Genomic DNA, 25704 nt, shown 5'->3' with positions numbered 1-25704 from the left:
GGTCGATGCGAAGTTTCAACCGTGGCTGCAGTTCCAATTCGATCTATGCAGGCCGCGCCAAATCTTCAAACGATTTAAAAACAGCCCTTTACTGCATGAATATCCCACTACGCTTCAAGTTGAGCGGCTAAGATCCGCTCCCAGTGGGATTTATCGATTATCACACCAGAGCATCGACGCCTAAGGCAGCTTTAATTCTGCCGCCAGCACCCTCCCCCACCGGTCACCTCTGTGTAGAGGCTCGTATGGGAATCGCCGCCAGTGACCTGAACCAGCACGTTATCCGCCCGACCTTGATGTATTTGAACTGCCAATGCGTTGCCGCCGAAGCCCTGCTATTGGGCGTTGCCGCCTGCCAGACGTCCCTGGGCGCAGAACTCGACAACCATAGCGGCTATGGCCTGTATCGGATTTCCGCCACTCATCACCAGCAACTCTGGGATCACTATCTGGCTACCGACCCGGAGCTGGCCAGTCGAGTCAGAGGCCTGGCCAGTCAACACGCGTTCCTGGGCGCGCCGCATTTCGAACTGACGGTCAACCTGCGCTACGCCACGGCCATCGCCTGGCTGTTGATCGAGCAGCGCTGCAAGACCCTGCCGGCAGCCGATGATCTGGGCGCTCAGGCACTGATCTGGCAGCAGGTTTTCGCGCCCTGCAGGCAGCCGAACGAATTCGTTCGCGCCTGGCAACGCTGCATCCGGCACAGCGCGACCGCCGCTTGAAAAACTGACTATCTGGTCACAGGTGCCAAGCGGCGAAAGGCTCTATATCCTGCATTTCAGGGACAGCAACACCTCGACGGATCGTGTTTACCCTGAACTTTCGAAAGTGGCCCCGAGTCAGCAGCGAGAGTTCCCCGACCCTGCCAAGGAGTACCCCGTGAGTAAAACAATGCTAAGAACCGGCCTGGCAATCGCCATCGCAACCACCTCCACCTACGGCCTGGCCAGCGGCTTTGCGCTCAACGAGCAAAGCATCTCTGGCATGGGCCTGTCGTTTGCCGGCCGTTCTTCCGCCGCTGACGATGCCAGTACTGTCTTCGGCAACCCGGCCGGTATGGCGCGCATTCAGCGCGAACAGGTCAACTTCGGCGTCGCGGCTATTCATGCCAAGAGCCGGATCAGCAACACCAGCAGTACGACAGCCCCAGCTGCGGGCGGTGGTGGCGCAAACGTTGGTAGTAACGACGGCGATATGGTGCCGGACACCGGTGTGCCAATGGGTTATTACGTCAAACCACTGGATGAAAAAGTGGCCTTTGGCGTGGGTGTCTATGTGCCCTTCGGCCTGGCGACCGATTATGAGAATGGTTTCCAGGGTCGCTATTTTGCCGACAAGAGCTATGTACGCGTCATCACCGTACAACCGACGCTCAGCTATCGCTTCAATGACAAACTGTCGGTGGGTTTCGGCCCGACTTTCAACCATATCGAGGGTGAACTGAGTTCTTCGCTGACCAACCCCTTTGGCCCGGCTGGCTCAAATGACGGCAAGGTCAAGGTTAAGGGTGACGACACAGCAGTGGGCTTCAATGCCGGCGTGCTTTACGAGTTCACACCCCATACTCGCGTCGGTGTGACCTATCGCTCTCGGGTAAAATACGAACTTGAAGGCGACACCCGTGTATCCGGACCAGGGGCTGCAATCGCTACATCTGCTGGCAAATACGACGCTTCGCTTGATGTGACAACACCCGAATCGGTGGATATGTCCTTCACCCACGAACTGAACGATGCTTGGACACTTTACGCTGGTAGCACTTGGACTCGCTGGAGCCGCTTCAAGGAGCTGCGTATCGAAAACGAAGGTGTCGGCGGTGCCTTTGCAGGCTCGTTAGGCACCATTGTCGAAGAACAGAACTGGCACGATACCTGGGCGCATGCCGTTGGCCTGTCCTACAAGGTCAACCCACAGTGGGTGCTACGTACCGGCCTCGCCTTCGATCAGTCGCCAATCAACAATACCGATCGTTCGCCGCGCATCCCTTCGGGTGACCGGACCATCTTCAGCCTCGGCGCAGGCTGGAGCCCAACCGATGACATGACCATCGACGTGGCCTACTCCTATCTGAAGGAAGAGGACGTCGACGTCAACCGCAGCAGCGCGGCGCGTGGTAGCTACAACGCCACCTACAAAAACAGCGCTCATGGTCTGGGGGCCTCCCTGACCTACCGATTCTGATAGAAGCAAGCCCGTGCTCAAAAGGCACGGGCTACGCAGTTTTAGTCAGCTAAAAAAGCATCGCGGCCATGGGCCGCTCCCACGATCAGGTAGGAGCGGCCCATGGCCGCGACGCATTCCGATGGCGAGCAAAGCCTCAAGGCTTTGAAGCAATCGCCTTCTCGATAGCCGAGATCAGTTCGGGATCGTCCGGCTTGGTCATGCTGGAGAACCGCGCAATCACCTGCCCCTGGCGATCGATCACGTACTTGAAGAAATTCCAGCGCGGTGCGGCCGTCTGCCGGGCCAGTTCCTTGAACAGTGGGATGGCCTTGTCACCGGTAACGGGCTGAGTCTCGCTCATGGTAAAGGTCACGCCGTAATTCACGTAGCAGACCTTGGCCGTTTCCTCGGCATCGTCAGATTCCTGCTTGAAGGAGTCCGACGGCACGCCAAGAATTTCCAAGCCTTTGTCGCGATAGCGTTTGTTGAGCGCTTCCAGCCCCTCGAACTGCGAGGTGAAGCCGCAGAAGCTCGCAGTATTGACCACCATCAGCGGTTTGCCGGCGAACTGCTCGCACAGGTCGATCTTGTCCTTGGAGCGCAACTTGGGCAGCTCGCCCTGGTCCGCCAACAGCGCTGGGCATTGGGCAGCCTGCAGCGGAGCGCTCAACGCCAGCAAAGCCAGGGGCACGGTAAACAATGAGAGTCGCATCGAATCGCTCCTTATCGGTAGTCGCTCAGCAAAGGCTCATGTTCAGCTGCATGATCGCCAGCCCACCTGCGCGCCAGGCCCAGAAGATCAGAGTCAGCACGACAAATCCGACCAGTGCTGCCAATGCGAAGGTAGGCTTGAGGGTCATGCCTGGGCTCCTTGCAGACGCGCTACGGGTTGCTCGCGAACCGGCCAGTTGAGCGCGGCGGCAAGCACGCTGAGCAGAATTGAGATCTGCCAGACCAGATCATAGCTGCCCGTGTGGTCGTAGAGGTAACCGCCGAGCCAGCCGCCCATGAACGAACCCAGCTGGTGGAACAGAAACACGATACCGCCGAGCATCGACAGGTTGCGCACACCGAACAGGGTCGCCACGGTGCCATTGGTCAGCGGCACCGTGGACAGCCACAGCAGCCCCATGGCGATGCCGAACGCATAGGCCGTCCATACGCTCAGCGGCACGCTGATGAACAGCGTGATGACCACACCGCGGGCCAGGTACAGGGCGCTGAGCAGCCTCGGCTTGGAACGGCGCCCGCCGAGCCAGCCGGCAATGTAGGTGCCGAACACGTTGAACAGCCCCACCAGCGCCAGCACCGTGGTACCGACGATGGCCGGCAGATGCTGGTCGACCAGGTACGCTGGCAGGTGCACGCCGATGAAAACCACTTGGAAGCCGCAGACGAAAAAGCCCAGCGCCAGCAACCAGAAACCGGAATGGCTGCAGGCCTCGCGCAGTGCCTCGCCCAGGGTCTGCTGCGGGCCCAGGCTCACCTGCGGGCGATCCTTGATCATCAGCGCCAGCGGTACGATCAGCGCCACCATCATGCCCAGGGCGATCAAGGCAGCCGACCAGCCCAGCCAGCCGATCAGCCCCAGGGTGCCCGGCAACATGGCGAACTGGCCGAAGGAGCCGGCCGCCGCAGCGATGCCCATGGCCATGCTGCGCTTCTCCACCGGCACGGCCCGACCGACGACGCCGAGAATCACCGAGAACGAGGTGCCCGACAGGCCGATGCCAATCAGCAGCCCCGCGCTGAGCGACAGCGACAGCGGCGAGTCCGCCAAGCCCATCAGCACCAGGCCCGCTGCATAGAGCACGCCGCCAACGATGATCGCCCGCTGCGCGCCGAAACGGTCGGCCAGGGCCCCGGTAAACGGCTGTGCGATGCCCCAGATCAGGTTCTGCAAGGCGATGGCGAAAGCGAACACGCCACGCCCCCAGCCGAAATCCGCGCTCATCGGCGACAGGAACAGGCCGAAGCCGTGACGGACGCCAAGGGACAGGGCGAGGATCAGCGAAGCCCCCAACATGATCCAGACGCTGGTACGCCAAACCGAATTCATTGCATGTCCTTTTGTTGTAGGTCGAAACGGGAAATGGCAGTGGCACCGCCCTGCCCGTCAATCCAGGCTGGCGAGCAATTCGTCCAGCGCTTGCAGATGATGCGGTTGTAGCCGTTGCTTGAGCTCGAGCTGCACACCCTGCCAGGCGTCCAGCGCCTCGGCGATTAGCTTCTCGCCTCTGATGGTCAGGCTCACCAGGCGATTACGCTGATCGGCGCCGTCCGCGAGGGCCACCAGGCCGCGCCCTTCGAGCACCCTGAGGTTGCGACCCAGCGTGCTGCGCTCCAGGCCCACCGCGTCGGCCAGACCAGTGATGCTCGGTTGATCGAGCCGTTGCAGGTGGCGCAGCAGAGAATACTGGGCAACGCTCAGCCCGACACCGCTCAAGGCGTCGTCGTAGAGCTTGCTGACGCCACGACTGGCGCGACGCAAGCGAGTGCACAGGCATTCGGTCGGCAACATGAATATAGGTATATACCCGTAATTTGGCTTTAACAAGCTATGCGCTGCCGAATCGGGCGAAAGCCGAACACGGTGCCGTTCGGGCTTAAGTCCTATTCACAATTTTTATGCGCTGAAGCGGTAACTACAAGGCAGAAGCGGACATCACTGACCCATTGTGGGAGCGGGCCATGCCCGCGAAAAGTCACGGGCATGGCCCGTTCCCACAGGATAGGTGGACGGCCGCTTCCGCCCCACTCAGCTTCCAAAATCGGCGAACCTGGGCCGGAAGATCATGAACTGGCTCTTAGCTGACCTGCAGCGCCGCAGCGAGCAGCACAGCGCACTCGATCAGTTCCAGCAACGCACCCGCCGTATCGCCGGTCGTGCCGCCGAGGCGCTGCAGCATCATCCGGCGCAGCCAGAGGAAGACGCCCGCTACCGCCACCATCACCCAGAAACCGCCGAGCAGCAGGCCGAACAACGTGGTAACGGCCAGCGCGACCGTGGCGCTGAAGCGCGGCAAATGGGCTTTCAGCGCATCGCCCAGCCCGCCGGGTCGCACATAGGGCGTGTATAGAAACAGCGCCAGCAGCGCCCCTCGCCCCAGCACCGGCGCCAGCAGCAACACGAGGTGATCACCCTGTTCGAGCAGTGCCAGCAAGGCGGTGAACTTGAGCAGCAGCAGCAATGCCAGCACCACCACGGCAATCGGGCCGCTGCGCGGATCCTTCATGATCGCCAGGGTGCGCTCGCGGTCACCGAAGCCGCCCATCCAGGCATCGGCGCTATCGGCCAGGCCATCGAGGTGCAAGGCTCCGGTCAGCCCTACCCAGAGGGTCAGCAACAAAGCCGCCTGCAAAGGCACCGGCGCACCGTCGAGAAGATGAATGGCAACGAGCAAGAACCCACCGATCACCGCGCCTACCACTGGATAGAACAGCAGCGAGCAGCCCATCTGCTGCGGCGTGGGCATGCCCGCCAGGCGCACCGGCAAACGGGTGAGAAATTGCAGGGTGATCCACAATGGCGTCATGGCAGTTCCTGTAACCCGTGCCCATCGAACTGCAGGTGCACGCGCTGGCCGTGGGCCACGCTGACCTGCAGTAGTTGCTCGCGCGGCAAGCCCCGCGCCCGGGCCAGCAACAGGCGCATTACGCCACCGTGGGTGATCACCAGCAGTTGCCGCTCACGGTACTCGGCGTGCAATCGTTGCAGCGCAGCCAATACCCGTGCTTCGAAAACCGGCAACGGCTCACCGCCCGGCGGTGTGAACCCGTAGGGATCGGCCCAGAAGCGGCCAAGATCATCCGCATTGGTCTCCATCAGTTGCGCGGCCGTGCGCCCTTCCCACTCGCCGAAATGCAGCTCCTGCAGACCCGGCTCGAATTGCAGCGGCAGGTCGCGGGCAGCCGCCAGCTCCTCGGCAAACCGCGCACAGCGCTGCAGCGGCGAGCTGACCAGCGCATCCCAGTGCTCATCGGCCTGCACGGCCGCACTTAACTGCGCCCAGCCTGCTGCGGTCAGGGCGTCATCGAGGCTGCCACGCAGGCCGCCACCCTGCTCGGTCTCGCCGTGGCGTAGCAGATGCAGGATCACGCCGGACGATCCGCAACCGCCGCTTCGGCGAAGGTAGCCATGCCGTTATGCAGCGCGCAGGCCAGGCGCAGCATCGGCACCACCAGCGCCGCGCCGCTGCCCTCGCCCAGGCGCAGACCGAGGCTGACGATCGGCGTGGCCTGCAACGCAGCGAGCACCCGCTGATGGCCAGGCTCGGCGCTCTGGTGGGAGAACAGTAGCCAGTCGCGGCAGGCCGGGTTCAGGCGCACCGCCAGCAAGGCCGCAACGCTGCAGATGAAACCATCGACCAGCGCCACCACGCCCTTCTGGGCGCAGGCCAGGTAGGCGCCGGTCAATGCGGCGATCTCGAAGCCGCCCAGGCAACGCAGCGCTTCCATGGACTCACCGGCAGCGCTCTGGTGCAGCTTAAGCGCCGTTTCGATCACCTGCGCCTTGTGGGCAACGCCGGCCGCCGCCAGGCCGGTGCCGGGGCCAACCAGCTCGCTTACCGGGCAGTCGAGCAACAGGCAGGCCAGCGCCGTGGCTGCCGTGGTATTGCCGATGCCCATTTCGCCACCGATGAACAGCTCATGGCGCTGTTCGGCAGCACGAATCACACTGTCGCGCCCGGCCTGCATGGCGATCAGCGCCTGGGCCGGGGTCATCGCCGCCTCGCGCATCAGGTTGGCGGTACCCGCGCCGACTTGCAGATGACGGACGCCCGGCAACGGTTCGAGCGGCTCGGCAGTGCCCAGATCGGTCACTTCCAGGGCAGCGCCCAACTCGCGGGCCAGCACGCTGATCGCCGCCCCGCCGGCCACGAAGTTGCGCAGCATCTGCCCGGTCACCGCCTGCGGATAGGCGGAAACGCCTTCGGCGACCACGCCGTGGTCACCGGCGAAAATGGCGATCCACACCTTGTCGATCAGCGGCCGCTCACGGCCCTGTAACGCTGCCAAGTGCACCGCCAGGCGCTCCAGTTCACCAAGCGAGCCAGCCGGCTTGGTCAACTGGGTCTGGCGAGCCGCGGCCTTGTCGCGCGCCACCGGGTCAAGCGGCTGCGTGGAATTGAGCCACCAGTCGAGGGTCATAACGGGTCTCCCTTGAGAATCATCGGCAAGCCGGCAACGGTAAGCACCACGCGCTCGCAGCGTTCGGCAACGGCCTGGTGCAGCAAACCGGCGGCATCCACGTAACGGCGGGTCAGCTCGCCCATCGGCACCACACCAAGTCCGGTTTCGTTGCTGACCAGAATCACCCGGCCAGGCAAAGTTTGCAGGCCCGCCAGCAGCGCGTCGCACTCGCGGTCCAGATGCGCCTCGTCGTCCAGCATCAGCAGGTTGGTCAGCCACAGGGTCAGGCAGTCGACCAGCAGGCAACGCTCTGGCGAAGCCTGCTCTTCGAGCACTTGCGCCAGCGCCAAAGGCTCCTCGACCAGCCCCCACTCGACCGGGCGGCGGTCACGGTGCGAACGGATACGGCTGTTCATTTCACCGTCGAGCGGTTGGCTGGTTGCAACATAGACGACCTCCAGCCCGGACTCAGCAGCCATGCGTTCGGCCAGGCGACTCTTGCCCGAGCGGGCGCCGCCAAGAATCAGCTCACGCATCTAGCGCGCCTCCTCGTCCAGACCGCAGAGCGCGCGCAAGGCGGCCGTATCCAGATGATTTTCGACCAGATCGGCCAGGCGCTCGATATCGCGCTCGCGCAGCGCGTGGTAATCCACGGTCTGCACGTCACGCAGCCCGGCCCAACGCAGCAATGCGCTGCACGCCGCCGAGGACTCGAACAGCCCGTGCAGGTAGGTGCCCATGACTTGGCCATCTTCGCTCAGCGCGCCATCGCTGCGGCCATCGTCGAGCCTCACCGCGGCGCGCTGCAGGCCAGCGCCGGCAGTCACCCCGGCATGGATTTCGTAGCCGCTGATGGGAGCATCTTCCAGGCACAGCCGGCCACTGACGTTGCGCAGCTGCTTGTGCGGCTCCAGCACGGTATCAATGTGCAGCAGGCCGAAGCCGTCGCTGCCACCCGCCGGCCCTTCCAGCCCTTGCGGGTCCTCGACCCGACGCCCGAGCATCTGCAAGCCGCCGCAGATGCCCAGCAGCTTGCCGCCATAGCGCAGGTGCCGGTCGATGGCCGCCGCCCAGCCGCCGCTGCGCAGGAAGGCGAGATCGGCGCGCACGCTCTTGGAGCCGGGCAGGATGATCAGGTCGGCCGGCGGAATGGCTTCGCCGGGGCCGACGAAGGTCAGCTCGACCTGGGGGTGCAGGCGCAGCGGATCGAAATCGGTGTGGTTGCTGATCCGCGGCAACACCGGCACCACTACCTTGAGCACCTGATCGGCCTTGCTCACCTGACGCCGGTCGATGGCGTCCTCGGCCTCCAGGTGGAAATCCATCAGGTACGGCAGCACGCCCAGCACCGGTTTGCCGGTGCGCTGCTCGAGCCAGTCCAGCCCTGGTTTGAGCAAGGCGATATCACCGCGAAACCGGTTGATCACGAAGCCCTTGAGGCGCGCCTGCTCACTCGGCGACAGCAGCTCCAGGGTGCCGACCAGATGCGCGAAGACGCCGCCCTTGTCGATATCGGCGATCAGGATCACCGGGCAGTCGACCGCCTCGGCGAACCCCATGTTGGCGATATCGTTGGCGCGCAGGTTGATTTCGGCCGGCGAGCCGGCACCCTCGACCATCACCACCTGGTGGTTCGCCCGCAGGCGAGCGTGAGAGGCCAGCACCGCTTCACGGGCGACGCGCTTGTAGTCGTGATAGGCCACGGCATTCATGTTGCCGACGGCCTGGCCATGGATGATCACCTGGGAGCCGGTGTCGCTGTTGGGCTTGAGCAGCACCGGGTTCATGTCGGTGTGCGCTGGCAGGCCGCAGGCCTGGGCCTGCACCGCCTGGGCCCGGCCGATCTCGCCACCGTCGGCGGTCACCGCGCTGTTGAGCGCCATGTTCTGCGGTTTGAACGGCGCCACGCTGACGCCCTGGCGCTGCAACCAGCGACACAGGGCGGTCACCAGGGTGCTCTTGCCCGCATCCGAGGTGGTGCCCTGCACCATCAGGGTGGCGCCGGCTTGCAAATGACTCATCGCGCCTCCTCGGCAAAGACCTGTAGCGCGGCGGCCAGGCGCTGCCAACCGGCCTCATCGGGTGGCAGGCCGAAGCGAATGCTGGCCGGGCGCTCGAACAGGCGGGTGAAGATGCCATTGCAGGCCAGGAACTCATGCAGCAGCGCGGCGTGCTCGCTGGCGATCCACTGGAACAGCGCACAGCCACCGGTGGGCGCCAGACCATGCTCACGCAGCAGGCTGGCCAGGCGCTGGCCGTCAGTGCTCAGGCGCTGGCGCTGGGCTTGCTGAGCGGTCTTGTCTTCGAGCATTCGGGCCGCCAGCCAGCGGGTCGGGCCGCTGATCGTCCAGGGCCCGAGCATTTCTTCCAACTCATCGAGCAGCGTGCGTTCAGCCAGCACGAAGCCCAGGCGGGCACCGGCCATGCCGAAGAACTTGCCGAACGAGCGCAACACGATCAGCCCCGGCAATTGTGCGTGAGCCGCCAGGCTCTGCTCCGGGGTGCAGTCGATAAAGGCTTCATCGACGATCAGCCAGCCACTCCGCTCGGCCAGGCGCGCATGCCAGGCATACAGCTGCTCGGGGGAAAAGCGCCGACCGGTAGGGTTGTTGGGGTTGACCAGCAAGAGCACGTCGAGCCGTTCCAAGGCGCGGTTGACGCCGGCCTCGCTGATCTCCAGCACCCGATGCCCTTCACGCTGCCAGGCTGCCGCATGCTCGGCGTAGGCCGGCGAGACGATGCCGACCCGTGCCTCGCGGCGCAGCCGCGGCAGGCACTGGATCGCAGCCTGGGAGCCGGCCACCGGCAGCAGATCGGCGGCGCCGTAATAGGCGCAGGCGGCGGCTTCCAGACCATCGTCCTGCTCCGGCAAACGGTTCCAGGTCTGCGCGGGAACCTCCGGAAGTGGCAGGCCGTATGGCGCCACGCCGGTCGAAACGTCCAGCCAATCGCTCAGCGGGATGCCATAACGAAGCGCTGCCTTGCGCAACCGTCCGCCGTGCTCAAGCAATGCATACCTCCACGATCAGCATCAGCATCAACCAGAGCAGCACGCCGCCCCACACCAGGTTCATTGCCCGCTCGATATCCCGCGCCCGTGGTGGCGGACCTTCGCCCAGCTCAGGGCGCTGGTGCAGTTCACCGTGATAGACCGCCGCGCCGCCGAGGCTGACGCCCAGCGCGCCCGCGCCCGCGGCCATCACCGGCCCGGCGTTGGGGCTGTCCCATCGTGGCGCCTGGCGCTGCCAGCAACGCATCGCCAGGGCGCTGCGACCGAGGACGACATAGGTCAGCGCCACCAGGCGGGCCGGCACGTAATTGAGCAGGTCATCGATCTTCGCGGCGGCCCAGCCGAAGCGCTCGAAGCGCTCGTTGCGGTAGCCCCACATGGCGTCCAGAGTGTTGCTCAGGCGATAGAGCAGCACGCCCGGCGCCCCGGCGACGAGAAACCAGAACAGCGCGGCGAACACCGCATCGCTGCCGTTCTCCAGCACCGACTCGGTACCGGCACGGGCCACGCCAGTGGCGTCCAGGTCCTCGGTACGTCGGCTGACCATGTAGCCCACTCGCTGGCGCGCCACCGGCAGATCACCCAGGCGCAGCGCCTGGGCCACCGGCTGGGCGTGCTGATCGAGGCTGCGCAGCCCCAGGGCGGCGTAGAGGGCGACGATCTGCACCAGCCAGCCGATCCACGGTAGCTGCACCAGCAGCACGGTAAGCAACGTCAACGGCAGCACCGCCAGGCACCAGGCGCTCACGCCATGGCTGCGCCAGCCGCCCCCGGACGGGTTGAAGCGCTGCTCCAGGCGGTTGGCCAGCTTGCCGAAGCCCACCAGCGGGTGCCAGCGCTTCGGCTCGCCGAGGGCGGCATCCAGGGCCACGCCCGCGACAGCGCTGAGGATCAGGCTCATGGACGGCTCTCGTTATTCATGGTGATCCCAGCGATCCTCGAACAGCAGCTCGTGCAGCGGCCGTACCTGCGCCCAACCTTCCTGGGCCAGCATCGGCACCGGGTAAAAGGCCTGTACCGGCCCCAGGCAGAGCACCGCGACCGGCTTGCTGCCCGGCGGCATGCCCAGCAGCTCGGCCAGGGCGACGGGGTCGAACAGCGACACCCAGCCCATGCCCAGGCCTTCGGCACGGGCCGCCAGCCACAGGTTCTGGATCGCGCAGGACAGCGAGGCCATGTCCATTTCCGGCAAGGTGCGCCGGCCGAACACATGGGCCTCGCGGCCTTCCATCAAGGCCGCAACCAGCACTTCGGCGCAATCGCGAACGCCCTCGACCTTCAGCCGCATGAACTCGTCCGAACGTTCGCCCAGTGCCTCCGCAGTCAGCTGGCGTTCGTGCTCGACCAACTGGTAGATGTCTTCTCGCAGCGCCGGCCGGGTGATGCGGATGAAACGCCACGGCTGCATCAGGCCGACGCTGGGCGCCTGGTGCGCCGCTTCGAGCAGGCGGGCGAGCAAGTCGGGCGCGACCTCGCCGCCGCTGAAATGGCGCATGTCGCGGCGCTCGGCAATGGCGCGGTAGACCGCGGCGCGCTCCTCGGCGCTGAAGGCGTGCGCGGTCATGGACGAAACAACGCCGCGGCGGCTGGCGGATTGGAAGGCAGGTAGAAATGGATGTAGGACGCGGTCAGGCGCTCGAGTCGGAACACCGCCTCGCTGACCGGCTTGTCGTTCGGGCAGCTCCCACGGGCCAGCGGCTGCAGCGCAGAGTCCAGGCGCGAGTGATGGTAACTGTGCCCGCGCAGCACGCCCTCGGGCAGTTCGACGCTCTGCAGGGCCAGGGCGACCAGGCGCTTCTGCATCTGCGCAGTGCCAGTCAGCAGACCGGCCAGTTCCGCGCGCTCACCAGCGACATCGCTCAGCGACTCGAGCAGATACAGCATGCCGCCGCACTCGGCGAGCAGCGGTTTGCCGGCCTGCTGATGCGCCTTGATCGCGTCGATCATCGGCCGATTGGCGGCCAGCGCCTGCAGATGCAACTCTGGGTAACCGCCCGGCAGGTAGAGGCTGCCCACGTCAGGCAGTGCCTTGTCGGTCAGCGGACTGAAGAACGTCAGCGTTGCGCCCATCTGCTCGAGCAGGTCGAGGTTGGCCTGGTAGATGAACGCGAAGGAAGCATCAAAGGCCACCCCGATGCGTACGCCAGCGAGCAGCGGCGCCAGCGGTTCGATCGAGGGCGCGGCGAAGGTCACGGGCGGCGGCAGCGTGATCGTCGCCGTCTGCTCCAGGGCGTCGGCCGCGGTATCCAGGCGCGTATCGAGGTCAGCGAGTTCGCCAGCCTGCACCAGGCCGAGGTGCCGGCTGGGCAGCTCGATGGCCGCACTGCGTGGCAGCGAGCCATACCAGCGAATCGAAGCCGGCAGGCTGTCACGGATCAGGTCGTTATGGCGACCCGGATTGACGCGATTGCCGAGAACGCCGGAGAACGGCAGGTCAGGTTGATAGCTGGCAAGGCCGACCGCCAGGGCGCCGAAGGTCTGGGCCATGGCCGAGCCATCGATCACCCCGAGCACCGGCACACCGAAACGGCGCGCCAGGTCAGCCGCCGACGGCGAGCCGTCGAACAGTCCCATCACGCCCTCGATCAGAATCAGATCGGCTTCGCCCGCCGCTTCCCATAAAAGACGACGGCTCTCGGCCTCGCCGACCATCCACAGGTCCAGCTGATAGACCGGGTTGCCGCTGGCGCGGGAAAGAATCATCGGATCGAGAAAGTCCGGCCCGCACTTGAACACCCGCACCCGCTTGCCTTCTCGGGTGTGCAGGCGCGCCAGGGCAGCGGTGACGGTGGTCTTGCCCTGCCCCGAGGCGGGCGCGGCGATCACCAGGGCCGGGCACTGCCGTGGCGCCCCAGGCTCGGCGGAAAGCGCGTCTATCGTGCTCAAAATTCCACGCCCTTCTGCGCCTTCACACCGGCCTTGAAGGCATGTTTGACCAGAGTCATTTCGGTCACCGTATCGGCCGCTTCGAGCAGGGCCGGCGGTGCGCCCCGACCGGTCACCACGACGTGCTGCAGCTCCGGGCGCGATTCAATATCGCGCAGCACCACGTCCACGTCCAGGTAGCCGTGCTTGAGGGCGATGTTCAGTTCGTCCAGCACCACCAAGGCGATCTGCGGATCGTTCAGCAGCTGCCTGGCAACATCCCAGGCCAGGCGTGCCTTCTCGATATCACGCTGGCGATCCTGGGTATCCCAGGTGTAGCCCTCGCCCATCACGTGGTAGCTGACTTCATCGGGAAAACGCCGGAAGAAGTGTTCTTCGCCCGTGGCCATGCCGCCCTTGATGAACTGCACCACGCCCACCTTCAGGCCATGGCCGAGCGCGCGGGCAACCATGCCGAAAGCCGAACTGCTCTTGCCCTTGCCGTTACCGCTGTGCACCAGCAGCAAGCCGTATTCTTCCTGGGCCTGGGCGATCTTTTCGTCCATCAGCGCTTTCTTGCGCGCCATGCGGGCGTTGTGGCGCGCGTCGCGCTCGGCCGATTCGCGGCTGGGGGATGGGGTCGATTCGCTCATGGGATCTCCTCGGCGCCAGCAAGCTCGCGCGCTTCGAGCACGTATCGGTGCCCGACGATAAAAACGATCACGCAGGAGCAGGCAGGGGCTGGCCCTGGGGCCGCGCACCGGCCGCGCCCACCGCGCAACCTAAGGAAAAAGCGACAGGCCGGTCTCCGGGCTCACGAGTGCGGCGTTCAGGGAACACGACGAACCACGCCGCCTTCCCGCATCGAAGATACAGTGGCCAGAAGCATGGTTGGGCTCGTTTACCGTTGCGGGGGCAGCGTCGGCATTGCTCGTTTGGCGGCAGCGCACCGACTTCCCAGTTTCACCCCTGGCCGAGACCAGGGACACCTGAAGCAGGTCGCAAAGGGTAAGGACTGACGGCATAAGCGTCAATCGGAGAGTCGGCCATAGCGCGCTGCTCTGGGCGACGACGCCTCAGGGATGACTGGCGAGCTCCACCGGAAAAACGCGCTTGGCCTCGATATAGGTACGCTGCCAATAACTGTTGCCTAGACTGTCCAGGCGTACGGTGCCGCCCGAGGACGGCGCATGCACGAAGCGGCCCTCACCGACGTAGATACCGGCATGGCTGACCTGCCGGCCACCGTTGGTAGCGAAGAACACCAGGTCACCACTACGCAGGGAATCGCGGCCGATGGTCGGAGCACGCATGCTGATCAGCTCGCGGGTTGAGCGTGGCAGCTTGATGCCTGCTGCATCGCGGTACACATAGCCGATCAGGCCGCTGCAATCGAAACCGCCATCAGGCGTGTTGCCGCCGTAGCGGTATGGAGTGCCCACAAGCCCCAGAGCGCGAAACAGCACATCGTCCGCGCCCCCCTGGTAGGCACCAGGCGCAGGCATGACGACAACGGGTTGCGGGGTGGGTGCGGGTGCTCGACTGGAACAGGCACTGAGCAGTGCTGCAAGCAGGAGGAAGGCGATGCGGATGGTGGCAGTCATGGACGGACGATCCTGGAGCCTGAATGCGCCCTACTCTGCCGCGTTCGCAACTGCAGTGCAAGCTTTAGCTTTGCACTGCATTCGCTTGAAAACATTCAAATTGTTGCTCGACCGACCTGATCGGGCGACGATCGATCAATGCTGGGAGGCCAGATTCTCGGTCGGCGCCAGCGCCAGAACGCGCTTGGCTTCGATGAACGTACGCTTCCAGTAGCCGTCATCCAGGCTGTCGATGCGCACGCCACCGCTACGGCGGCTGGAGGAATGGATGAACTGATCATCACCCAGGTAGATGCCAGCATGGCTGACGCGGCCACGCCCGGCGGTACTGAAGAACACCAGATCACCCGGCTTGAGCGCCTTGCGGTCGACCAGTGGCGCATCGATTTTGATCATCTCGCGAGTCGAGCGCGGCAGCTCCATACCCAGCTCCTCGCGGAACAGGTAGCCGATGAAACCGCTGCAATCGAAACCAGTTTTCACCGACGTGCCGCCGAAACGGTAACGTGTGCCGATCAGGGATATGCCCTTTTCCAGAACACTGTCCGCCAGTTGCGGCAACTCGTAAGGCGCACCATTGGAGAAATCGGCAACGACATCGTCTTCGCCGGAGTCATTTTGTTCGACGGCCGGCGCAACTACCACTGGTCTGGCAGGCAATGAAGCCTGGGCCTGAGGCGTGTCGATTTGAGATTGCGTTGCATGGTTAGCGCAGGCGGCGAGAACCATTGTGAGTGCGAGAGGCACGAGGGGTGCGAAGCGTTTGCGCATGGGCACGACCGTGGCATGGAAATTGATCAGCCGCGACTATGCCCGCGAACGGGATCATTTGCAAATTTTATGATCAGCAATGTGACCCAGTAGTTCCGGAAAAACATCTAAGGCCCGTTCTTCCAGCCTGAAGTCAACCAGTGCACTGACTTCCGTGTGCGACAAATTAACCTCGACCGTGACCTTGCCCGAACGGCGCGCCTGCCGCAACGGCTCGGCTATATAAGGAAAGCTGGCGCTGGTTCCGACACTGATCACCAGGTCGAAACCCTCCCGCAATTGCCCATATAGACGCTCCACGGCCAGCGGCGGCAGTCGCTCGCCAAACAACACCACGGGGGGCCGCAACACCCCGCCGCAAGCCACGCACCGTGGCGGCAGGGGCTGCTGCAGATGCTCGCCCAACCGCTCGTCGGCTTCCCGGCAAACCTGGCAATACAGGGGCGCCAATTCACCGTGAATCTCGATCAGCCGATCCCCAGGGCTCCCGGCCAGGCGATGATAGCTGTCGATGTTCTGGGTCAGCACCCAGCAACCCGGCTTGAGCGTCTGCAGCTCGGCAATCGCCCGGTGGGCGGCATTGGGCTGGGCGCCCAGGCAGGCACTGCCAAGCTGCGCCAGGTACTTCCAGCACAGCGCCGGATCGCGGCGCAGCATGTCGCCGGACATCGCCACCTCGATCGGCACACCGTCATCGGTATGTTCGTTGTAAAGGCCGCCGATGCCGCGGTAGGTCGGCAAGCCGGAATCGGCCGATATTCCCGCCCCGGTGATGATCAGGATGCGCTGCGCGTCGATGAACGCCGTCACCAGGCGCTGCAATTGCGCCGCCATCAATGATTGACCGTGTGCGCCAGCATCACCGACAGCTGACACATCGGCCTGCCGCTTTCTGCATGCCACTGATTGAAGGCGGCCTGCACCGCCGCCCGGTCGCGCTGGCTATTGGGCGACTTGTCGATGATCTTCTGGGCCTTGAGGGCGGCGACCATGTCATCGCTGGGGATGAAAGTATCCTTGCCGACCATGCGCAGGAAACGCGGTGCGGAAAGCCCGCCCAACTGGCTGCCCTGCTTGGCCAGCCAGTGCCAGAGACCGACGATATCGGTCACCGGCCAATCGGCGATCAACCCGCCAAAGGCGAAACCTGGCTTCGGCGTATCGGCCCTCACGGCAGCAACAGGCCCGCTCAGCGCACCACGTTCGACGTCGAGGATGAACTGCGCATTGCGCGGCACGCTCTTGAGCTTGCCCAGGTGGCGAATCAGCCGCGCATCCTGCATCAGCCGCTCCAGGCGCTCGCCCCCCATCAGCACGACCTTTTCCGGATCGAAGCCGAAGAACACTTCCTCGAAGGCCGGCCATTTGGCGTCGACCAGGCTGTGCTTGAGGCCAGCGCGGAAGATGCGCAGGCTCATTATCGACAGGTAACGATCATTGCCCAGCGCACGCAGCTTTTTGTCCGAAACCGGCTGCGGCAGGCGCGCCTCGAGTGCCTCGAGCGAGCCGAAGCGGTTAACGCAGTATTCATGCAGCCATCGGTAGTCTTGCATCGATTGGGGTCAGCTCTCGAAATTACAGGTTCATCACGTTCAGAAAGCGCGGCGTGGCCTGCTCGTCGATCTTCAAACTGGCGAAATCGAACAGGTTGCGGTCGGCCAGCTGCGAAGGCACCACGTTCTGCAGGGCGCGGAACATGATCTCGGTACGCCCCGGCGACTTGCGCTCCCACTCCTGCAACATGTCCTTGACCACCTGGCGCTGCAGGTTCTCCTGAGAACCGCACAGGTTACATGGGATTATCGGGAACTCCTTGAGCATGCTGTACGCCTCGATGTCGGCCTCGCTGCAGTAAGCCAGCGGGCGAATCACCACGTTGCGGCCATCGTCGGCACGCAGCTTGGGCGGCATGGCCTTGAGCGTGCCGCCGTAGAACATGTTCAGAAAGAAGGTCTCGAGGATGTCGTCGCGGTGGTGCCCCAGGGCCATCTTGGTCGCACCGATCTCATCGGCGAAGGTATACAAGGTGCCACGGCGCAAACGCGAGCATAGAGAGCAGGTGGTCTTGCCTTCCGGGATCTTCTCCTTGACCACCGAATAGGTGTCCTTCTCGACGATGTGGTACGCCACGCCGATGGACTCCAGATACGCCGGCAGCACGTGCTCGGGGAAGCCCGGCTGCTTCTGGTCCATGTTCACGGCGACGATCTCGAAGTTGATCGGAGCGACCTTCTGCAGGTAAAGCAGGATGTCGAGCATGGTATAGCTGTCCTTGCCACCGGACAGACAGACCATGACCTTGTCGCCCTCCTCGATCATGTTGAAGTCGGCGATGGCCTCGCCGGCCTGACGACGCAGGCGTTTTTGCAGCTTGTTCTGATTGACCGAGAGGGTGCCCATGGCGCGCAAGAATCCGCTATAAGTACTGAAGCCGCGCATTTTACCCAGAAAACGAGGCGCACCCCAGCTACAAAACGGCTAACCGTCGGCCTGCCGGCGAAACCGGCCAGCAACGCACCTTCTCATCGACCAAGGAAAGCCGATGAACCAGGAAACCTTACCCGGCTGCCGGTTGCTCGATTTGCTGGAGGCCGCACCCGAAGGCCTCTCCGAGTACGAGCTGATGCTGCGACTGAGCCGCTGGCAGGGTCGTGACGAGCGCCTGCCCAGCGACACCTTGGAGCTGTTTCGCAGCCACTTTCTGCTCTTCCACACGCTGTACCGGCTGCGCGACGAGCTACATGCCGAAGGCCGCGCGTCATTGCAGATCAGCCCGCTGTGCATCCGCCTGCTGCCCTATCAGGCCGCAGAGAGTGCCTTGAGCGAGCAGGAACCGCTGCGCGAGTACTACCTCGACCTCACCCATTTGCGCGACACCGGCGCCGAGGATGTCGAGCAGATGCTCGGCGCCTTCTGGGTGCGCCTGCACGGCGCCGAAGATCGGCAACAGGCGCTGGCGGCGCTGGAGTTCGACGAGCAGGCTGGCGAGCTCGACCTGAGCGTCATCCGCCAGCGCTACCGGCAGTTGGTGAGCCTTCATCACCCGGACCGAGGCGGTTGCACGCAGCGCCTGCAGCGCATCAACAGCGCCATGGAAACACTGCAGCGCTACTACCGCTGAGCCTTACCGCTCGGCTCATGGCACTGCAGCGGGCGGCGATCTGCGGCATAATCGACGCCAGTTACCCGCCCCTGAAGCCGCCATGCCCGATCAGATCCACACCCGCGTCGAAGCCTGCTACCAGCAGGCGGAAACCTTCTTCAAGCGGCGCTTCGCCCGCCCGCAGGTGAGCTTCAAGCTACGCGGGCAAAAAGCTGGCGTGGCGCATCTCACCGAAAACAAGCTGCGCTTCAACCCGCAGCTGTATCGCGAGAATCAGGAAGACTTCCTGCGCCAGACCGTCGCCCATGAAGTGGCCCACTTGATCGCCCACCAATTGTTCGGCCTGAGCATCCAGCCCCACGGCGAGGAGTGGCAGCTGATCATGCGCGGCGTCTATGAACTGCCGCCGCACCGCTGCCACACCTATGAAGTGAAGCGCCGTCAGGTCAGCCGCTTCATCTACCGTTGCCAGTGCCCGCAAGGCGAGTTTCCGTTCTCCGCCCAGCGCCACGCGCTGGTGTCCAAGGGGCGCCGCTACTTCTGCCGGCGCTGCAAGATCACCCTGCAGTTCACCGGTGAGCAGCGCGTCGAATAACGTCAGCCATTCAGGCGCTGAAAGGCGCGCAGCAGCGCCTGGCTGAGGTCGACACTGGAGAATTTGGTCAGTACGTCGTTGGCGCCTACCGAGCGAGCCTTCTCTGTGTTCATGGTGCTATCCAGTGAGGTGTGCAGCAATACGTAGGTATCGGCCAGCTGGCTGTCCTTACGGATTTGCTGAACCAGGGCATAGCCATCCATTTCCGGCATTTCGATATCCGAGACCAGTACCTCGACGGGTCGCCCCTCCTCGCGGGCGCTCCTGAGCACGTCGAGGGCACTGGCCGCGCTGCGTACGGCCTCGCAATCGAGATCCAGCTTGCGCAGGGTCATCAGGGTCTGCTGAATGGCCACCTGAGAGTCATCGACGACCAGCACGCGGCGCCCCTGCAAAAGCTGTCGCTCGGCTGGGGTGAGCAATTCCTCACTAACCTCTTCCAGCGGCGCCGGGGCGATTTCATGTAGCACCTTCTCAATGTCGAGAATCTGCACGATTGAGCCGTCAATCTGCGTCACCCCAGTAATAAAGGCGCGAGAACCGGCCCCCGAGGGGGGCGGACGCACATCGCGCGTCGAACACTGCACGATGCGTTCGACGCTGTGCACGTGCAGGCCCTGCCGCGAGCGGCTCAACTCGGTGACGATCAGGCAACCATCACCATCATCGCTGCCACCGCGCTCGCCAATCGCACGAGCCAGGTCGATAACCGTCAGCGCCGAGCCACGCAGTGTAGCGACGCCGCGTACATGGGGATGACGGCTGGGCATCTTAGTCAATGCTGGACAGGGAATGATCTCGTTGACCTTGAGCAGGTTGATGCCCAACAGGCGGCCATTGTGCAGACGAAACAGCAGCAGCGACAGCGCGTCGCCGAGCACCATGTTCATACCCGTGATTCCCCATGCAAAAACTTTAAAAAGTGGCCTGACTGTAAAGCGCCGGGCTCGTTGCTCTAGATGGCAGTTGTCACTGCAGAAACGCGGCGACCTGCGACGCCTCGAACGGCCAATGGAGCTCGGCGCCCGTATCCATGCGGCGCAGAACAGGGATGATCAGCGCATAGCGCTCCATTAACCCAGGCTCGTCGGCGATATCCAGCAATTCGACCAACAGGCCGTTTTCCACGAACGGCATCAAGACCGCCTCTGCGTAATCACACAGGTGACAGCCGAGAGTGCCGAGCAGCCGGCATTCGGGAAGCATGATTGAGGCAACCTGCGAAGGTAACTAGAGTCGCAGTTTAGCACTTTGCCATGCCTGATCAGGCTTTCTCGCTACCCTCGCCCGACTGCGGTGTCAGCGTCGAACTCAACAAGCCCTGCAGGCCATCAAGCAGACGACCATTGATCTGCTCGGCCTTCTCGAGCCGGCCGGCATCGAAGCGATCGTCCAGCGAGAAGCCGCCCTTGAGCAGGTCCTGCAATAATCCCTTGCCATCACTGACCAAGGCATCTGCCGTACGCAATGCGTCGAGCAGGCCCTGGGCATAATCGGTCAGCGCACCGTTGGTCGCGCTGGCCGGCTGCCCACCCTGATTCGATACGGCGCCATAAGTATCGGTGGCTTGGCGCACGCTGGTCTGGGTCAGCCGCAGCGACATGGAGGCCAGCTGCGAGCTGTCCATATCCAGCGCCATAGCGCGGTCGAAGGCTCCAGCCATGTCGCCCGAATAGAAAGAATTGGACAGATCCTGCACCTGGCTGAAGAGTTTGCCGAGCGCGGCTTTTTCCTCATCATCCAGCTCACCCTCAACCTCCACCTGCCAACCGCCGATCTGCAAGCTGCCGGACTGGCTGTTCGCGCCCTCGGTACGTGACCAGGCCGCAGATGCTTGAGCCACCGATACGCGTAAGCGGTCGCCATCGCGGGTGGTGATGTTGAGTTCGAAACTTTCCGCTACCGCGGCGAAGCGATCGCTGGAGGTGGGCGTCACGCCGTTGCCCTCGCCTGCACTCGGCACCGAGCCGTAAAGCTTGTCGAGCCCGGCGAAGCCTTGCTGAATGCGCTTGAACGTGTCGTCGATATCGCTGGCGATCTTGTCCTTGAGCACACCCATGCCGTCGAGGATCTTGCGCGCCTCGTCGAAGCCTTTCTGCACACCGGAACGCGCCTGGTCGAGCAGTTGCTGCAATTTCTCGGGGCTGGCACCAGACGCCGCCTCGCTCTTGAGCCGTTGCTCGACGAAGCCCATGACGCGATCGGCGACCTTCTCCGGCGAAAAATCGTCCTGCTTGGCCGTCAGCGAACCGGGCGGCAGGCCGAGGCGCTCGGCCAGTCGATTGGACAGCGCCGCCTGGGCGTCGGCCGCATTGCGAATGGTAGTGGGCTGGCCACCGAGCTGTGGCGAGCGGCCTGTCGTATTGGTCGACAGCGGGATTGAGATAGCCATGGCAAGTCACCGAAACGGAGCATGTCCAAGATTGACGGCAGCCCTCGGCAAAAGTTTAGGGCTAGCATTCAACCAATCGACCGGGCGGCTCGCGCATCAATCCTGGCTTACCGAGCCAATCTTGTGAATCGACAGATCGGCGCCGTAATACTCTTGCTCCTGGCTCAGGCGAATGCCTACCACCTGCTTGAGCAATCCATACACCGCAAAGCCGCCACTCAGCGCCACGGCGACGCCAGCCAGGCTACCCAACAATTGGCTGGCGATGCTGACGCCGCCCAGACCGCCCCACAGCGGCTGGCCGAAGATGCCGCAGGCGATACCACCCCAGACGCCACACAGGCCGTGCAGCGGCCAGACGCCGAGTACATCATCTACCTTCCATTTAACCTGTGTCGCGGTGAAGGCCCAGACAAACAGCGCACCGGCGATGGCGCCGGTGGCCAGGGCGCCCACCGGATGCATCAGGTCGGAGCCGGCGCAGATGGCGACCAGCCCGGCCAGCGGGCCGTTGTGTAGGAAGCCCGGATCATTGCGGCCGACGATCAGCGCGGCCAGGGTGCCGCCTACCATCGCCATCAAGGTGTTGACGGCCACCAGGCCGCTGATGCTGCCCAGGGTCTGTGCGCTCATCACGTTGAAGCCGAACCAGCCGATGATCAGCACCCAGGAACCCAGCGCCAGGAAGGGAATGCTCGACGGCGCCATGGCCACCAGGCGGCCGTCGCGGTAGCGGCCATCGCGGCGCCCCAGCAGCACCACCGCGGCGAAGGCCAGCCAGCCGCCGACGCCGTGAACGACCACCGAGCCGGCGAAGTCGTGGAACGGTGCACCGAAGGTCGTCTGCAGCCAGGCCTGGAAACCGAAGTTGCCGTTCCAGATCATGCCTTCGAAGAACGGGTAGACGAACGCGACGATCAGGGCGGTGGCGCACAACTGCGGGCCGAAACGCGCACGCTCGGCGATGCCCCCGGAAATGATCGCGGGGATCGCTGCCGCAAAGGTCAGCAGGAAGAAGAATTTCACCAACGCGTAGCCGTTGCCCTCGACCAGTACGCTGGCCGGATGCAGGAAGCTGACCCCATAGGCTATCCAGTAGCCGACGAAGAAATAGGCGACGGCCGAGATCGCGAAATCCGAAAGAATCTTGGATAGCGCATTGACCTGATTCTTCTGCCGCACGGTGCCGACTTCCAGAAAGGCGAAGCCGGCATGCATGGCCAGGACCATGATGGCGCCGATCAGGATGAATAAGGTATTCGAGCCATGAATCAGGATTTGCACGGCACTGTCGAGGTTTTCCATCGAAGCACAGACTCCGCAGCGAAAAAGCACCAAAAAGGAACACCAGCCCAGCGATAAGCACCATTTACAAGCACGCCATCTCGCCTTATTGCGCACCCATTGGGAGCGCATCGGCATCACGGCGCTCCATCGCCCCACCTTTTGAAGACTTATTCTTGGTTTATCAAGTAGTTAACAAGGCACCAGGCAGATGCCAGGAAAGACGCCAAGCACCATAACCATGCATGCCGGCCCGCTTCGCCGTTCGCCAATGCAATGCCTGTGCCCTCTGAGGCGGCCTCCGCGTCCATCCCGGCAGATAGAGTGAACCTGCCAGGGGTGGGCCACTCGAAACCCTTACACCGCCCCCATACCTACAGGAGATTGATCAATGGCCCGCCCACTCCCCTCGCGCCCCGTAGCTCCAGCCAACAAGGAAGAGCTGCTCGAAGAGTTCCAGGCACTGGTACGTGACACCGAAACCCTGCTGCAACATTCGGCCAGCCTGGTCGGCGATCAAGCCGAAGAGCTGCGCGCGCAGATCCGCGACAGCCTGGGCCGTGCACGCACCACACTGAAGAACACCGAAGAAACCGTGGTTCAGCGCGGCCGCGCGGCCGTAGGTGCAACCGAAGACTATGTGCAGACCCATCCATGGCAGACCATCGGCATTGCCGCTGGCATTGGTATACTGATCGGCATGCTCATTAGCCGACGTTGATCAGGACAGCACATGGATGAAAGCCAGACAGCAGCATCTCCCAGCCGCGGCCCCTCGCCACGGCGCCTGGCCGGTGCGCTGCTCGGGCTGGTTCATGGCCATGTCGCGCTGTTCAGCGAAGAGTTCCGGGAGCAGCAGGCGCGCACCGTTACCCTGCTGATCCTGACCGGCCTCTGCGTCCTGTTCGGCCTGCTGCTGATCATCGGCCTGTCGGCTGCCCTGCTGATTGGCTTCTGGGACACCCACCGCATTCTGGTCATCACCCTGCTCTGCCTGTTCTATGCAGCCGGCCTGCTGGTTTGCGGCTGGAGCCTGGTACAACGCATGCGTAATGCCCCGGCGCCGTTCAGCGCCAGCCTCGAAGAACTGGCCCGCGACCGCGAGCAACTGCTGCCATGAGCGACAAAAATACGCAGGAACTTCGCAAGACCATGTTGCGGCTGCGCCTGGAAATGCATCGCCAGGAAATCCGCTATGAAACCCAGGTCATGCTGGAGCCGCTGCGCAAGGCCAAGGACTTGGGTACTCACTGGCGCCAGGAACTCAAGGGTAGCCACGCACCAATCTGGATCACCGGAGGCGTGTTCGCTCTGACCGTCTTGGGCATACGCGGCGGCCAATGGCGACGCTGGCTACGCATGGCGCTCGCCGCGTTCCCTGACCTGCGCAAACGCTCGCCTGGCCATGAAAGCGAAAAGCCAGCAGAGAAATCCGATCAAGCCTGAAATTGGCCACCTTCTTGCTAGGAAAGAGCACAAAAAGCCTGGGTAACGCCTGGCTAACCTGCCCTTTCAATAAGGATGTGCCCGGTGCTCGACGGTCAACCCATCGCCGTCTTCCAACCCTTCATCGATACCGCTACCGGACAGATCGCCGGCATAGAGGCCCTGGCTCGATTGCGCGACGCCGCTGGCCGCCTGCATTCTGCAGGGCCGCTGTTCGCTGATCCGAAAACGCCCGCCGCGGCCTTGCGCAGGCTGGACCGAGCGATCCGTGAGCAGGCGTTCATGCGCTTTCGTCATGCGCCGCCCGACTGGTTCCTGAGCGTGAACATTTCGCCACGCTGGATTGGTCGCCTGCGCCCACAGCAGGCGCTGCCGAGCCTCAAACAGCTGGCGAGCAGTGGCGTCGATCCCACTCGCGTGGTGTTCGAGATCACCGAACTGGGCGGCGCCAGCCAGCGCCTGGCCGCAGTGGCCGCGCGCTACCGCGAGGCCGGCGTGCGTATCGCCATCGACGATTTCGGTGCCGGCTACTCGCAACTCGACCGTGTGCTGGCACTGCGCCCCGACATCCTCAAACTGGACATGCGCCTTTTCCAGGAAGCGGCGCGGGGCGGGCCCTGCGGCGAAGTGGTCAAGGCGCTGGCGATGATGGCGGAAAAGACCGGCTGCTGGATCATCGCCGAAGGCGTGGAAACCGAAGCCGAACTGCATTTCGCCTTGGAGTGCGGCGCTCGCTACGTGCAGGGCTATCTGTTCGCCAGGCCGGAGCTGGAATTCTTCGACAGTGGCGCATTCGTCGAGTGCTTCGCCCGCCTGCGTGACGCCTATGTGCACAAGAAACTCGCCGACCGCATGCAGCTGATGACCCTGCGCCGCCAGCTCGCCGAGCTGTTCACCCAGCTCAAGCACAGCCCCGATGGGCTTGCACCGACGGTGACGCCGGGCGCCTACCCCTGGCTGATTCGCCTGTATCAGTGCGACCGCCACGGCACGCAGATCAGCCCCAACCTGGAATGGCGCGACGGCGCCTGGCAGGCCGACGATCGCTACCTGGGCCACAACTGGTCATGGCGCCCCTACTTCTATCAATTGCTTGCCGAAGGCTGGGAAGAGCGCCGCTTGATCCTCTCCAACACCTACCGCGACGCCACCACCAACCAGTACTGCCTGACTGCCGGGCAGTTCATCGACAACGGCAGCCGCCTGCTGCTGGTCGACATCGACGCCAGTGGACTTTAGTGGATGCGGCCTTGCAGTTGCGGGACCGAACAGGGAAGCTAACGGACATTCGCGCATGCGCCGCCTTTGCAAGGCCACACGCGCCCGACTCGTCGT

31 protein-coding genes and 1 riboswitch are annotated in these 25704 nt (G+C 63.8%); of the genes, 8 read left to right on the top strand and 23 right to left on the bottom strand.

Going from position 1 to position 25704, the window contains the following annotated elements:
• Positions 1 to 245 precede the first annotated feature (245 nt).
• Together BM279_RS10165 and BM279_RS10160 are read left to right on the top strand one after the other, a co-directional pair.
• Positions 246 to 725, top strand: coding sequence for a hypothetical protein (locus BM279_RS10165; protein WP_093503366.1), 480 nt, complete (start codon positions 246 to 248; stop codon positions 723 to 725).
• A 157-nt stretch (positions 726 to 882) separates the two neighbouring features.
• Complete coding sequence (locus tag BM279_RS10160) at positions 883 to 2184, top strand: OmpP1/FadL family transporter (RefSeq protein WP_093503364.1); 1302 nt, start codon at positions 883 to 885, stop codon at positions 2182 to 2184.
• 136 nt (positions 2185 to 2320) lie between these two features.
• Here the strand turns inward: BM279_RS10160 and BM279_RS10155 are convergent, their stop codons facing one another.
• From BM279_RS10155 to ttcA, 19 genes are all read right to left on the bottom strand, one after another.
• Entirely contained in the window at positions 2321 to 2878 is a 558-nt protein-coding gene (locus tag BM279_RS10155) for a glutathione peroxidase (protein ID WP_093503362.1), read from the bottom strand.
• A gap of 25 nt (positions 2879 to 2903) precedes the next feature.
• On the bottom strand, positions 2904 to 3026 hold the full coding sequence (locus BM279_RS23665) for a hypothetical protein (protein WP_256662788.1): 123 nt from the start codon (positions 3024 to 3026) through the stop codon (positions 2904 to 2906).
• On the bottom strand, positions 3023 to 4225 hold the full coding sequence (locus BM279_RS10150) for an MFS transporter (RefSeq protein ID WP_093503360.1): 1203 nt from the start codon (positions 4223 to 4225) through the stop codon (positions 3023 to 3025). The genes BM279_RS23665 and BM279_RS10150 overlap by 4 nt, the downstream gene beginning before the upstream one ends.
• 57 nt (positions 4226 to 4282) lie before the next feature.
• Positions 4283 to 4687 carry a MarR family winged helix-turn-helix transcriptional regulator gene (locus BM279_RS10145; RefSeq protein WP_093503358.1) on the bottom strand — a complete coding sequence of 135 codons (405 nt, stop codon included), beginning with the start codon at positions 4685 to 4687 and terminating at the stop codon, positions 4283 to 4285.
• Positions 4688 to 4973: 286 nt separating this feature from the next.
• Positions 4974 to 5702, bottom strand: a complete 729-nt coding sequence (locus BM279_RS10140) for an adenosylcobinamide-GDP ribazoletransferase (RefSeq protein ID WP_093503356.1) — start codon at positions 5700 to 5702, stop codon at positions 4974 to 4976.
• Positions 5699 to 6265: an alpha-ribazole phosphatase family protein gene (gene cobC, locus BM279_RS10135; protein WP_178109918.1), complete on the bottom strand. Its 567-nt coding sequence runs from the start codon at positions 6263 to 6265 to the stop codon at positions 5699 to 5701. Before cobC ends, BM279_RS10140 begins: the two co-directional genes overlap by 4 nt.
• Entirely contained in the window at positions 6262 to 7317 is a 1056-nt protein-coding gene (cobT, locus tag BM279_RS10130) for a nicotinate-nucleotide--dimethylbenzimidazole phosphoribosyltransferase (protein ID WP_093503354.1), read from the bottom strand. The genes cobC and cobT overlap by 4 nt, the downstream gene beginning before the upstream one ends.
• Positions 7314 to 7835 carry a bifunctional adenosylcobinamide kinase/adenosylcobinamide-phosphate guanylyltransferase gene (gene cobU / locus BM279_RS10125; protein WP_093503352.1) on the bottom strand — a complete coding sequence of 174 codons (522 nt, stop codon included), beginning with the start codon at positions 7833 to 7835 and terminating at the stop codon, positions 7314 to 7316. The genes cobT and cobU overlap by 4 nt, the downstream gene beginning before the upstream one ends.
• Entirely contained in the window at positions 7836 to 9320 is a 1485-nt protein-coding gene (locus BM279_RS10120) for a cobyric acid synthase (protein ID WP_093503350.1), read from the bottom strand. It lies immediately after the preceding gene.
• A complete protein-coding gene (gene cobD / locus BM279_RS10115; RefSeq protein ID WP_093503348.1) occupies positions 9317 to 10309 on the bottom strand; it encodes a threonine-phosphate decarboxylase CobD in 993 nt (330 codons plus the stop codon). The genes BM279_RS10120 and cobD overlap by 4 nt, the downstream gene beginning before the upstream one ends.
• A complete protein-coding gene (gene cbiB, locus BM279_RS10110; RefSeq protein ID WP_093503346.1) occupies positions 10302 to 11210 on the bottom strand; it encodes an adenosylcobinamide-phosphate synthase CbiB in 909 nt (302 codons plus the stop codon). Before cbiB ends, cobD begins: the two co-directional genes overlap by 8 nt.
• A gap of 12 nt (positions 11211 to 11222) precedes the next feature.
• Positions 11223 to 11873 carry a 5,6-dimethylbenzimidazole synthase gene (bluB, locus tag BM279_RS10105; RefSeq protein WP_093503344.1) on the bottom strand — a complete coding sequence of 217 codons (651 nt, stop codon included), beginning with the start codon at positions 11871 to 11873 and terminating at the stop codon, positions 11223 to 11225.
• The gene (locus tag BM279_RS10100) at positions 11870 to 13186 is read right to left on the bottom strand and encodes a cobyrinic acid a,c-diamide synthase CobB (protein WP_093503541.1); all 1317 of its coding nucleotides are present in this window, start codon (positions 13184 to 13186) and stop codon (positions 11870 to 11872) included. Before BM279_RS10100 ends, bluB begins: the two co-directional genes overlap by 4 nt.
• A 5-nt stretch (positions 13187 to 13191) precedes the next feature.
• The gene (cobO, locus tag BM279_RS10095) at positions 13192 to 13827 is read right to left on the bottom strand and encodes a cob(I)yrinic acid a,c-diamide adenosyltransferase (protein ID WP_075933771.1); all 636 of its coding nucleotides are present in this window, start codon (positions 13825 to 13827) and stop codon (positions 13192 to 13194) included.
• Between the two features lie 129 nt (positions 13828 to 13956).
• Positions 13957 to 14182, bottom strand: a riboswitch (cobalamin riboswitch).
• A gap of 68 nt (positions 14183 to 14250) precedes the next feature.
• Positions 14251 to 14778, bottom strand: a complete 528-nt coding sequence (locus BM279_RS10090; protein WP_093503342.1) for a C40 family peptidase — start codon at positions 14776 to 14778, stop codon at positions 14251 to 14253.
• A gap of 135 nt (positions 14779 to 14913) precedes the next feature.
• Positions 14914 to 15549 (bottom strand): C40 family peptidase, encoded by a 636-nt coding sequence (locus BM279_RS10085; RefSeq protein ID WP_093503340.1) that lies wholly within the window; start codon positions 15547 to 15549, stop codon positions 14914 to 14916.
• A 54-nt stretch (positions 15550 to 15603) separates the two neighbouring features.
• The gene (locus tag BM279_RS10080; protein ID WP_093503338.1) at positions 15604 to 16383 is read right to left on the bottom strand and encodes an NAD-dependent deacylase; all 780 of its coding nucleotides are present in this window, start codon (positions 16381 to 16383) and stop codon (positions 15604 to 15606) included.
• Positions 16383 to 17102, bottom strand: coding sequence for a DNA-3-methyladenine glycosylase I (locus tag BM279_RS10075; RefSeq protein ID WP_093503336.1), 720 nt, complete (start codon positions 17100 to 17102; stop codon positions 16383 to 16385). The genes BM279_RS10080 and BM279_RS10075 overlap by 1 nt, the downstream gene beginning before the upstream one ends.
• Positions 17103 to 17124: 22 nt before the next feature.
• The gene (gene ttcA, locus BM279_RS10070) at positions 17125 to 17949 is read right to left on the bottom strand and encodes a tRNA 2-thiocytidine(32) synthetase TtcA (protein WP_093503334.1); all 825 of its coding nucleotides are present in this window, start codon (positions 17947 to 17949) and stop codon (positions 17125 to 17127) included.
• Between the two features lie 142 nt (positions 17950 to 18091).
• Between ttcA and BM279_RS10065 the strand changes: the two genes are divergently transcribed.
• Together BM279_RS10065 and BM279_RS10060 are read left to right on the top strand one after the other, a co-directional pair.
• On the top strand, positions 18092 to 18670 hold the full coding sequence (locus BM279_RS10065) for a DNA-J related domain-containing protein (RefSeq protein ID WP_093503332.1): 579 nt from the start codon (positions 18092 to 18094) through the stop codon (positions 18668 to 18670).
• An 82-nt stretch (positions 18671 to 18752) separates the two neighbouring features.
• Entirely contained in the window at positions 18753 to 19247 is a 495-nt protein-coding gene (locus tag BM279_RS10060; protein WP_093503330.1) for a SprT family zinc-dependent metalloprotease, read from the top strand.
• 2 nt (positions 19248 to 19249) lie between these two features.
• On the opposite strand, the gene BM279_RS10055 is transcribed toward BM279_RS10060, so the two are convergent.
• The 4 genes from BM279_RS10055 to BM279_RS10040 form a co-directional block, all read right to left on the bottom strand.
• Positions 19250 to 20137 (bottom strand): chemotaxis protein CheV, encoded by an 888-nt coding sequence (locus BM279_RS10055; protein ID WP_093503328.1) that lies wholly within the window; start codon positions 20135 to 20137, stop codon positions 19250 to 19252.
• A gap of 79 nt (positions 20138 to 20216) precedes the next feature.
• The gene (locus BM279_RS10050; protein ID WP_093503326.1) at positions 20217 to 20453 is read right to left on the bottom strand and encodes a glutaredoxin family protein; all 237 of its coding nucleotides are present in this window, start codon (positions 20451 to 20453) and stop codon (positions 20217 to 20219) included.
• A gap of 58 nt (positions 20454 to 20511) precedes the next feature.
• Complete coding sequence (locus tag BM279_RS10045) at positions 20512 to 21639, bottom strand: DUF5610 domain-containing protein (RefSeq protein WP_093503324.1); 1128 nt, start codon at positions 21637 to 21639, stop codon at positions 20512 to 20514.
• A gap of 96 nt (positions 21640 to 21735) precedes the next feature.
• Positions 21736 to 22944: an ammonium transporter gene (locus tag BM279_RS10040; protein ID WP_093503322.1), complete on the bottom strand. Its 1209-nt coding sequence runs from the start codon at positions 22942 to 22944 to the stop codon at positions 21736 to 21738.
• A gap of 370 nt (positions 22945 to 23314) precedes the next feature.
• Here BM279_RS10040 and BM279_RS10035 point away from each other — a divergent pair, with 370 nt between their 5' ends.
• From BM279_RS10035 to BM279_RS10020, 4 genes are all read left to right on the top strand, one after another.
• A complete protein-coding gene (locus BM279_RS10035) occupies positions 23315 to 23644 on the top strand; it encodes an ElaB/YgaM/YqjD family protein (protein WP_075930724.1) in 330 nt (109 codons plus the stop codon).
• 12 nt (positions 23645 to 23656) lie between these two features.
• On the top strand, positions 23657 to 24043 hold the full coding sequence (locus BM279_RS10030) for a phage holin family protein (protein ID WP_093503320.1): 387 nt from the start codon (positions 23657 to 23659) through the stop codon (positions 24041 to 24043).
• Positions 24040 to 24369: a hypothetical protein gene (locus BM279_RS10025; RefSeq protein ID WP_093503318.1), complete on the top strand. Its 330-nt coding sequence runs from the start codon at positions 24040 to 24042 to the stop codon at positions 24367 to 24369. The genes BM279_RS10030 and BM279_RS10025 overlap by 4 nt, the downstream gene beginning before the upstream one ends.
• A gap of 84 nt (positions 24370 to 24453) precedes the next feature.
• Positions 24454 to 25608 carry an EAL domain-containing protein gene (locus BM279_RS10020; RefSeq protein WP_093503316.1) on the top strand — a complete coding sequence of 385 codons (1155 nt, stop codon included), beginning with the start codon at positions 24454 to 24456 and terminating at the stop codon, positions 25606 to 25608.
• Positions 25609 to 25704: the final 96 nt, after the last annotated feature.

Origin of the sequence: Phytopseudomonas straminea (assembly GCF_900112645.1) — a bacterium.
GTDB lineage: Bacteria > Pseudomonadota > Gammaproteobacteria > Pseudomonadales > Pseudomonadaceae > Aquipseudomonas > Aquipseudomonas straminea.
Note: the sequence above shows the minus strand (reverse complement) of the source record. Positions and strands in the feature narration are given on the sequence as shown.

Coding starts and splice junctions, on each gene's coding strand:
- BM279_RS10165 (WP_093503366.1), top strand. CDS start 246: ATGGGAATCGCCGCCAGTGACCTGAACCAGCACGTTATCCGCCCGACC.
- BM279_RS10155 (WP_093503362.1), bottom strand. CDS start 2,878: ATGCGACTCTCATTGTTTACCGTGCCCCTGGCTTTGCTGGCGTTGAGC.
- BM279_RS23665 (WP_256662788.1), bottom strand. CDS start 3,026: ATGACCCTCAAGCCTACCTTCGCATTGGCAGCACTGGTCGGATTTGTC.
- BM279_RS10150 (WP_093503360.1), bottom strand. CDS start 4,225: ATGAATTCGGTTTGGCGTACCAGCGTCTGGATCATGTTGGGGGCTTCG.
- BM279_RS10145 (WP_093503358.1), bottom strand. CDS start 4,687: ATGTTGCCGACCGAATGCCTGTGCACTCGCTTGCGTCGCGCCAGTCGT.
- BM279_RS10140 (WP_093503356.1), bottom strand. CDS start 5,702: ATGACGCCATTGTGGATCACCCTGCAATTTCTCACCCGTTTGCCGGTG.
- cobT (WP_093503354.1), bottom strand. CDS start 7,317: ATGACCCTCGACTGGTGGCTCAATTCCACGCAGCCGCTTGACCCGGTG.
- cobU (WP_093503352.1), bottom strand. CDS start 7,835: ATGCGTGAGCTGATTCTTGGCGGCGCCCGCTCGGGCAAGAGTCGCCTG.
- BM279_RS10120 (WP_093503350.1), bottom strand. CDS start 9,320: ATGAGTCATTTGCAAGCCGGCGCCACCCTGATGGTGCAGGGCACCACC.
- cbiB (WP_093503346.1), bottom strand. CDS start 11,210: ATGAGCCTGATCCTCAGCGCTGTCGCGGGCGTGGCCCTGGATGCCGCC.
- bluB (WP_093503344.1), bottom strand. CDS start 11,873: ATGACCGCGCACGCCTTCAGCGCCGAGGAGCGCGCCGCGGTCTACCGC.
- cobO (WP_075933771.1), bottom strand. CDS start 13,827: ATGAGCGAATCGACCCCATCCCCCAGCCGCGAATCGGCCGAGCGCGAC.
- BM279_RS10090 (WP_093503342.1), bottom strand. CDS start 14,778: ATGACTGCCACCATCCGCATCGCCTTCCTCCTGCTTGCAGCACTGCTC.
- BM279_RS10085 (WP_093503340.1), bottom strand. CDS start 15,549: ATGCGCAAACGCTTCGCACCCCTCGTGCCTCTCGCACTCACAATGGTT.
- BM279_RS10080 (WP_093503338.1), bottom strand. CDS start 16,383: ATGGCGGCGCAATTGCAGCGCCTGGTGACGGCGTTCATCGACGCGCAG.
- BM279_RS10075 (WP_093503336.1), bottom strand. CDS start 17,102: ATGCAAGACTACCGATGGCTGCATGAATACTGCGTTAACCGCTTCGGC.
- ttcA (WP_093503334.1), bottom strand. CDS start 17,949: ATGGGCACCCTCTCGGTCAATCAGAACAAGCTGCAAAAACGCCTGCGT.
- BM279_RS10065 (WP_093503332.1), top strand. CDS start 18,092: ATGAACCAGGAAACCTTACCCGGCTGCCGGTTGCTCGATTTGCTGGAG.
- BM279_RS10060 (WP_093503330.1), top strand. CDS start 18,753: ATGCCCGATCAGATCCACACCCGCGTCGAAGCCTGCTACCAGCAGGCG.
- BM279_RS10055 (WP_093503328.1), bottom strand. CDS start 20,137: ATGAACATGGTGCTCGGCGACGCGCTGTCGCTGCTGCTGTTTCGTCTG.
- BM279_RS10050 (WP_093503326.1), bottom strand. CDS start 20,453: ATGCTTCCCGAATGCCGGCTGCTCGGCACTCTCGGCTGTCACCTGTGT.
- BM279_RS10045 (WP_093503324.1), bottom strand. CDS start 21,639: ATGGCTATCTCAATCCCGCTGTCGACCAATACGACAGGCCGCTCGCCA.
- BM279_RS10040 (WP_093503322.1), bottom strand. CDS start 22,944: ATGGAAAACCTCGACAGTGCCGTGCAAATCCTGATTCATGGCTCGAAT.
- BM279_RS10035 (WP_075930724.1), top strand. CDS start 23,315: ATGGCCCGCCCACTCCCCTCGCGCCCCGTAGCTCCAGCCAACAAGGAA.
- BM279_RS10030 (WP_093503320.1), top strand. CDS start 23,657: ATGGATGAAAGCCAGACAGCAGCATCTCCCAGCCGCGGCCCCTCGCCA.
- BM279_RS10025 (WP_093503318.1), top strand. CDS start 24,040: ATGAGCGACAAAAATACGCAGGAACTTCGCAAGACCATGTTGCGGCTG.